This window comes from Flavobacterium sp., from assembly GCF_044368625.1.
Taxonomy (GTDB): domain Bacteria; phylum Bacteroidota; class Bacteroidia; order Flavobacteriales; family Flavobacteriaceae; genus Flavobacterium.
Window position 1 is genome coordinate 1 of sequence record NZ_JBIPPD010000184.1, and the last position, 6,581, is coordinate 6,581.

The window sequence follows — 6,581 nt, forward strand, 5'->3', positions numbered from 1 at the left end:
GCTTTTTTTTGAGTTTTTCATAAATAAAAAAAGTTTATTGAAACGAATTTCAATAAACTTTTGGAAACGTCAAATTTTATAATGCTTAACAGCTGTTTTACCAACTATTTTTGACTATTAAACCTGTCAAAATTAATTATAGATTTTTCTGTGTTTTTAATTAAAAGTCTAAACGAATGCGTTTTGACTTTAAAATCAGTACAATTATTTTTTATTGGGCAATTCTGTAAAACCCATATTAAACAGCGTAAATGCCTGAATATCTGCAGCTTCTTCGATGGTTTTCGATACTGGTTTTCCAGCTCCATGACCTGCATTGGTTTCAATTCGGATTAAAACAGGGTTAGCTGCTTTTTGTTTCGCTTGCAATTCAGCAGCAAATTTAAAACTATGTGCGGGAACTACTCTATCATCGTGGTCGCCTGTGGTTACTAAAGTTGCGGGATAACTCACACCCGTTTTCACATTGTGAACGGGCGAGTATTTCAACAAATAATCAAACATTTCTTTGTTGTCTTCGGCGGTTCCATAATCGTAGGCCCAACCTGCACCAGCGGTAAATGTGTGGTAACGCAACATATCTAAAACGCCTACAGCGGGAAGTGCGACTTTCATCAAATCAGGACGTTGGGTCATTACAGCACCGACTAAAAGTCCGCCGTTTGAACCTCCTCGAATGGCTAGATAATCGGAAGACGTATATTTTTGTTCAATCAAATATTCGGCTGCCGCGATAAAATCGTCAAACACATTTTGCTTTTTCAATTGGGTTCCGGCATCATGCCACTCTTTTCCGTATTCACCACCACCTCGTAAATTAGCTACGGCATAAATCCCGCCTTGTTCTAACCAAACGGCATTTGCAATACTGAAAGAAGGTGTTAAGCTGACATTGAATCCACCATAACCGTATAAGATAGTTGGGTTTTTTCCGTTCAAATCGGTGCCTTTTTTATAAGTAATAATCATCGGAATTTTCGTTCCGTCTTTTGAAGGATAAAAAACTTGTTTGCTTTCGTAATCCGCTGAATTGAAATCTACTTTAGGTTTCTGATATTCTTTAGAAGTTCCTGTTTTCGGGTCAAAAGAATAAATGGAACCTGGTGTGATGTAATTGGTAAACGAATAATATAAAATGGTTTCTTCTTTTTTACCTCCAAAACCACCTGTACTTCCGATGCCTGGTAGCTTGACTTCACGGATCATTTTTCCATCATAATTGTATTGTTGTACAAACGAAACAGCGTCTTTCATATAATTAGCAAAAATATACCCGCCGCCTGTTGTGGTTGAAAGTACATTTTTAGTTTCATTGATAAAAGGTTTCCAGTTTTCAGGCGTAGGATTTGACGCATCAACCGTAACCACTTTTTGATTGGGAGCTCCCATGTCGGTTTCGATAAATAATTTGGAACCTACATTGTCAATAATCGAATTATTGCTGTCAAAATTATTCACCACTGTTACAATTTTGCTGTTCGGTTGCTCTAAATCTTTGATGTACAATTCATTTCCATTAGTGGAAGTGGATGCAGAAATAATCAGATAACGGTTGTCTTCTGTTACTCCTCCACCTACATAACGGCGTTTTTCATTCAATCCAAAAATGACTTTATCGTCTTTTTGAGCCGTCCCCAATTTGTGAAAATACAATTTATGTTGGTCGGTTTTGGCCGAAAGCTGACTCCCTTTTGGCTTGTCGTAACTCGAATAATAGAAACCTTCATTTTTGTACCAAGAAATACCGCTGAATTTTACATCCACAATTTCAGTTTCTAATTTTTCTTTGGTTTTTGCATTCAAAATAGTAATGGTATTCCAGTCACTTCCAGCTGCAGAAGTCGAATAAGCTACAAGAGTCCCATCTTGAGAAAACGATACATTTGCCAAGGAAGTTGTAGCATCCGCTGAAAATCCGTTGGGATCGAGGAACACTTCTTCTTTACCGTCTTTATCTTTTCGATATAAAACGGATTGATTTTGCAAACCGTTATTTTTATAGAAATAAGTATAGTCCCCTTCTGTAAAAGGAGCTGAAATTTTTTCGTAATTCCATAACTTCTCCATGCGTTCTTTCAAAGCTTTTCGAAACGGGATTTGTTCGAGATAACCAAAAGTTACTTCATTTTGTGCTTTTACCCAAGCCGCGGTTTCAGCCGATTTGTCGTCTTCGAGCCATCGGTACGGATCTTTGATTTCGGTTCCAAAATAAGTAGTGGCCGAGTCCACTTTTTTAGTTTCAGGATACTTAAAAACAATGTCAACCTTTTTGTCTTCTGTTTTACAAGATAGGATGCTGGTTAAAACAACCATAGTAATGAATGTTTTTTTCATTGAAAATTATTTTATGTTCTTACAAATATAGGAAATCAATTGGGTCTTTTAGTTAAAAAGTGGAGCATATTGTCGTCTATGTTTGTAAAGCAATATCCCATTTAGTGTTGCTACCACAAGTGCCGGAACTATTCCTTCAAAATTTAGATAAACATGAAAGAAAAGGATGTTTAAGGTAAGCGGAACTAACAAAATCAGTGCAAATGCAACCCATTTATTGGCCAGTAACATAACGGCAATTAAAATTTCAAATGTGTAAACCATCGGAAATATGTAATCTACTTGTCCAAAAGATTCAATTAAATTTCCTGCGGGAACTGGAATAAATTCAAATATTTTGTTCAATCCCGACAGCAACAAAATTAGTCCTAAAATGATTCGAATAATTTGAGTAAATTTTGAATTCATAATAAATAGTTTAAAATAATTAGTAATTGTCTAAAATTAATAAATAATTCCCAAACTATTGATAGATAATGTGTAAAAATGCTGAATTATAAAAAAACCGCTTCTTCTGAAGCGGTTCATCAATTGTGAAATTTTGAAAAGTTTATTGTACAGTTACCGGAAAGCTTACTTGAACATCAGTTTCTCCGCCTGCATTGGTAATGTCTCCCGACGCTACATTTTCGCCCGCTTTATTAGGCTCATGTTTCAAAATAACCGTTAAATTTCCTGATTGTGCAGTTGCCGATGGCGTAAATTTAAAGTCTAAACCTATTGGCTTGTTATTTACATCTAAATCTGCATAAGTAAATGTACCCGATAATCCGCCGGATGCTGAAAAAAAGAACTGGTGTTCATCACCCTCTTCTTTAACTTCAAGCGAGATATTATCAATTGGAGTGGTCAATTCGTTTAACAGAGAAACGGTTCCGTTGTATGTAGTTGAAACCATTAAACTTCCGGTGGAAGTAATTAATGGAGCATTAGGGCCATCGCCATCCAAGTCTCGTGAAGTTAAAATCACGGGAGTTCCGCCGCCTTCTGGTGTCAATGTTACCGTAACTGTGGTAATTACTTCTTCTTCATTAACCGGCTGGCTGTTGTCGTCGTTTGAACAAGAGTTAAAAGAAAGTAAAGCGATTAAAGCAATTGACGTTAGTTTGAATGTTTTCATGATTGTAAATTTTTAGTTTTTTTAATAATTAATTTTAATTTGAACTGCAAAATTTCGCCCCATATCGTCCACATAAAAGCGGGTGCGGTTGAGGTAATCTCGGTAGTTCGTGTTGAACAAGTTTTGGATATTAAATCCGATTGTAATTTTAGATTTTTCAAAAGTGGCAAAGCGCATTTCACTGCTAAAATGTATTTGGTGATAGCCTAAAGGTGGCTGACTGATTTTGACCAAAGTTGGTACAAGTTCGCCATCAACAGGAACTTCAGCAATAAAATCGTTATTAGGAAAACGATTTTGGGTAAATACCAATTCGCTTTTCAAACCCAAAATCAAATGATTCCATTCTTGCCTTTTAAACTGAATTGCATTGTTCCAATTCAAAGGTGGCATATCGATCAAAGCTTCTTTGTTGTCCTGGTCTTCTGCATAAATGAAGGCAACTGTCGTTTGGTAGCTGAGGTTTTTCGCGAAATTATAATTTGCAGAAACATCAATTCCCATCAGTCTGGCGTTGACTTGTCGGTATTCCCAAACTGGAAAAGCACCTCTATTGGACTGTTCCAAACCTGTAGGTTCAAGCAACGTAAAATTGTTGATGAAATTCAAATAGGGATTGATTTCCAAAGCAAATTTGGTTGAAGTGAAAGCCAAAGTAGTTGAAATCTTTATGGCTTTTTCTCGCTCCAATCGCAAGTCGCCCAACTCGATTTGTCCTGTTGAATGATGCAATCCATCGCTAAACAATTCTGCTGGATTTGGACTTCTGCTGGCCAAACTGATATTGGAAAACCACTTCAAATTCTGATTCGCTTGGTATTTTGTACCAATGCTTCCCGAGAAATTATGGTAGGTAAAAACAGGATTCGTTTTCCATTGTGTGCCAAAATCGCCCGTGATAATCTCAAAAAAATCAGTGTCGTACTTTCGTTCGGTCCAACGGCTTTTCAAGTAAAATTTGGTAGCATCAATCCGACTAAAGTCATAGCGCAAACCGGTTTCGAGTTCCAATTTTTCGCTTAATGCAAAAGTGCCAATGCCATAAACACCCGCCTCAAACTTGTCATAATCCGGAATCAATGGCCGAACACCCGTCTCTGTATTTGCAAAATTGTTTTGGTAAACACCGCTGATTCCAAATTTATATTTCGAAATTTCACTCGTAGAAGTCTCCAAATCAGCAAGTACTGTATGTGTCGATAACAACAAATCCAGCGAAGGTTTGTTTCTTGCATCGCCTCTACGAATGTCATATTCCAAACGTTCGTTCAATTGAAATGCATATTGTAAATTCAATTTTCCAATGTTTGAAAAAGTTTTGTAATAGTTTAGCTTACCCAAATAATGTTGCACTTCCTGTTTCGGCGCGTTGATGCTATACGTAAAATCGTTTACTAAAGAAGGAGTGCCGCTGTTGATGGCCCTCACCAAATCAGCAATGTTTCCAGAATGAGAAGCCCTTAAGATTCCGATTTCGGCATTGTAGTAACTCAAAAAAGCCGAAAATCCCGAATTTTCACCTTTGAACCCCAATCCTGCAGAGAAATTTCTCTCACGGTTTCCAGTGTTCGACAGTACATAATTGGGACCTTCAACATCTCCAAGGTGTTTAAATGTACCTTGCAAATTCCAGTTCCACCCCGTTTCATATCCTTTAAAAAGTGATGAAGAAATACTGCCGCCACGTCCGTTTGAGGCTCCATTCATAATTGTTTTTCCGTAAAGTGTATCTCTCACAGGAATTGGCAGTGGTTCTATGAGAACTACGCCACCAATCGCATCGCCTCCATATTGCAAGCCCGAAGCTCCTTTTATGACCGATACTTTTCCTGCTGTATTGATGTCCAAGTTTGGCGCGTGTTCTAAACCCCATTGTTGGTCCTCCAAACGAACATTATTGTTTATAATCAAGACCCGACTGCTGTGCAGTCCATTGATGATAGGTTTTACTATGGTGTTTCCTGTTTTTAAGGAAGACACACCTGATATTTCCTTCAAAGCATCGCCTAGACTGCCACTGCTGTATCTTTCAATTTGATCGGTTTTCAGTTCTTTTCTATCGGAAGTCGCATTCGTCCTGAGATTGTTGTCTCGAATTACAATCTCGGATAAAGCGGCTATCTCTTCCTTGAGTTTAAAATCAATAATTGCATCATCCGAAAGGTAAACCACAGTGTCAAGCGTTTTAAATCCCAAAAACGAAACCACGATTCGGTTTTTACCCAAAGGCAATTCCATTTCATAATTTCCCGCAGGATCGCTTGTGGTAAAATGTGATCCTGAATGGATGTGGCCACCGCCAAGAGGTTCGTTTTTTTCGTTCGTAATTTTCCCGCTAACTTTGTTTTGGGAATATACAAACGATTGATTTCCAATAAATAGGAAAACAAGTGCTACAAAATAACGCATTGATTTTGAAAAATCTAAAATGATTATTAGAACTAATTTTCAGAAGAAAATAGTCCGATAAAGAGCAAAATGCTCAAATTTTAATTAACAAATAGAGTAGGGAGGTCCTCGAAGAGGAGGATGATTTCCTAAGAAAAAGGAAGGCGTTTCATTATAAAAAAAGCTATATCTAATAGCTTCAAAAGTTTGTTTGAATTGAAATGAAGTATTTTCACTTGCTATAAACGAGCTAAAAGTAAATTCGCAAACAAAACACTCTTGGTGGTTGTGATCGTTTACATGTACATCTTGATTTTGAGAATCAAGTTGTACAACAATGCCATCATAATTTAAAAAATGCTCATACGAATGCAACGATTGAAACAGTATTGCGAACAATACTGAGAACGTCAAGCATACGTTTAATAGGGCAAATTTTTTCTTCATCGTGTTGCAAAGGTAGTACGCGAATAGAAAAAACGGTCTTATTTTAACATTTTAAAATGAAAAAACCATTAAGAGGCCAAGTTCTGTTAAGCTTTGTCTAGACCTAATTAACTTAATCTCTTAATGGTTTTAAAACATTGTTGTCCGATAAAAAATAACGGAATATTTATTTTTCTATATTTATAGGCGCTTAACGAGGTTTTACATTGCTTTAGCTTGTTTTTGGCTATCCTCTTGAGAATTCGTTAGACGAAAAAATATAATTTTTAGTTTCATTTATCGAGGTTTAGCC

Annotated in this window: 5 protein-coding genes; all 5 read right to left on the reverse strand. The window is 36.8% G+C overall.

The features are described from left to right. Positions 1 to 204: 204 nt before the first annotated feature. The 5 genes from ACIQ2X_RS12410 to ACIQ2X_RS12430 all read right to left on the reverse strand — a co-directional run bounded on the left by ACIQ2X_RS12410 (position 205) and on the right by ACIQ2X_RS12430 (position 6,289). Entirely contained in the window at positions 205 to 2,334 is a 2,130-nt protein-coding gene (locus ACIQ2X_RS12410; protein WP_396179235.1) for a prolyl oligopeptidase family protein, read from the reverse strand. 48 nt (positions 2,335 to 2,382) lie between these two features. Next, positions 2,383 to 2,742, reverse strand: a complete 360-nt coding sequence (locus tag ACIQ2X_RS12415; RefSeq protein WP_396179236.1) for a DoxX family membrane protein — start codon at positions 2,740 to 2,742, stop codon at positions 2,383 to 2,385. A gap of 142 nt (positions 2,743 to 2,884) precedes the next feature. Beyond that, a complete protein-coding gene (locus ACIQ2X_RS12420; protein WP_396179237.1) occupies positions 2,885 to 3,454 on the reverse strand; it encodes a type 1 periplasmic binding fold superfamily protein in 570 nt (189 codons plus the stop codon). A gap of 21 nt (positions 3,455 to 3,475) precedes the next feature. Continuing rightward, complete coding sequence (locus tag ACIQ2X_RS12425) at positions 3,476 to 5,863, reverse strand: TonB-dependent receptor (RefSeq protein ID WP_396179238.1); 2,388 nt, start codon at positions 5,861 to 5,863, stop codon at positions 3,476 to 3,478. A gap of 84 nt (positions 5,864 to 5,947) precedes the next feature. Beyond that, complete coding sequence (locus tag ACIQ2X_RS12430) at positions 5,948 to 6,289, reverse strand: hypothetical protein (RefSeq protein ID WP_396179239.1); 342 nt, start codon at positions 6,287 to 6,289, stop codon at positions 5,948 to 5,950. Positions 6,290 to 6,581: the final 292 nt, after the last annotated feature.

What these genes read in the sequence shown, in the direction of transcription:
- ACIQ2X_RS12420 (WP_396179237.1), bottom strand. Translation starts at nt 3,454, where the DNA reads ATGAAAACATTCAAACTAACGTCAATTGCTTTAATCGCTTTACTTTCT.
- ACIQ2X_RS12410 (WP_396179235.1), bottom strand. Translation starts at nt 2,334, where the DNA reads ATGAAAAAAACATTCATTACTATGGTTGTTTTAACCAGCATCCTATCT.
- ACIQ2X_RS12430 (WP_396179239.1), bottom strand. Translation starts at nt 6,289, where the DNA reads ATGAAGAAAAAATTTGCCCTATTAAACGTATGCTTGACGTTCTCAGTA.
- ACIQ2X_RS12415 (WP_396179236.1), bottom strand. Translation starts at nt 2,742, where the DNA reads ATGAATTCAAAATTTACTCAAATTATTCGAATCATTTTAGGACTAATT.
- ACIQ2X_RS12425 (WP_396179238.1), bottom strand. Translation starts at nt 5,863, where the DNA reads ATGCGTTATTTTGTAGCACTTGTTTTCCTATTTATTGGAAATCAATCG.